Here is a 377-nt window from a genome sequence, read left to right as displayed (position 1 = left end):
TGGCTTTACGTACGTCACCGCGACGTTTGACAGCCATGCTGTCGATCTGCGGGGAGTAGGTCTGGAAAGTACGTTCTACGCCAACACCGTTGGAGATTTTACGAACGGTGAACGCACTGTTCACGCCGCGGTTACGCTTGGCGATTACAACGCCTTCGAACGCTTGCAGACGGGAACGATCGCCTTCCTTCACTTTCACCTGAACGACAATAGTGTCGCCTGGGGCGAAGGTAGGGATTTCTTTGGTCATCTGCTCTGCTTCGAGTGCAAGGATGATTTTGTTGGTCATGCTGTGCTCCTAAGGTAAATCGTTCGATCTACCATCGATACGTTGTTAACTATCGTCCCGCTCGCGGATGTATTCCTCGAGCAGCTTC

Annotated in this window: 1 protein-coding gene; it reads right to left on the bottom strand. The window is 52.3% G+C overall.

Annotated elements, in window-relative coordinates:
* Window positions 1–289, bottom strand: a 289-nt coding sequence (gene rplS, locus BK660_RS31035; protein ID WP_123436435.1) for a 50S ribosomal protein L19, incomplete at its 3' end; no start/stop codon positions are given.
* Window positions 290–377: the final 88 nt, after the last annotated feature.

Source organism: Pseudomonas brassicacearum (assembly GCF_003732265.1).
GTDB classification, from domain to species: domain Bacteria; phylum Pseudomonadota; class Gammaproteobacteria; order Pseudomonadales; family Pseudomonadaceae; genus Aquipseudomonas; species Aquipseudomonas brassicacearum_D.
The sequence above is the reverse complement of the archived record's forward strand: the minus strand, read 5'-3'. Positions and strand labels throughout refer to the sequence as shown.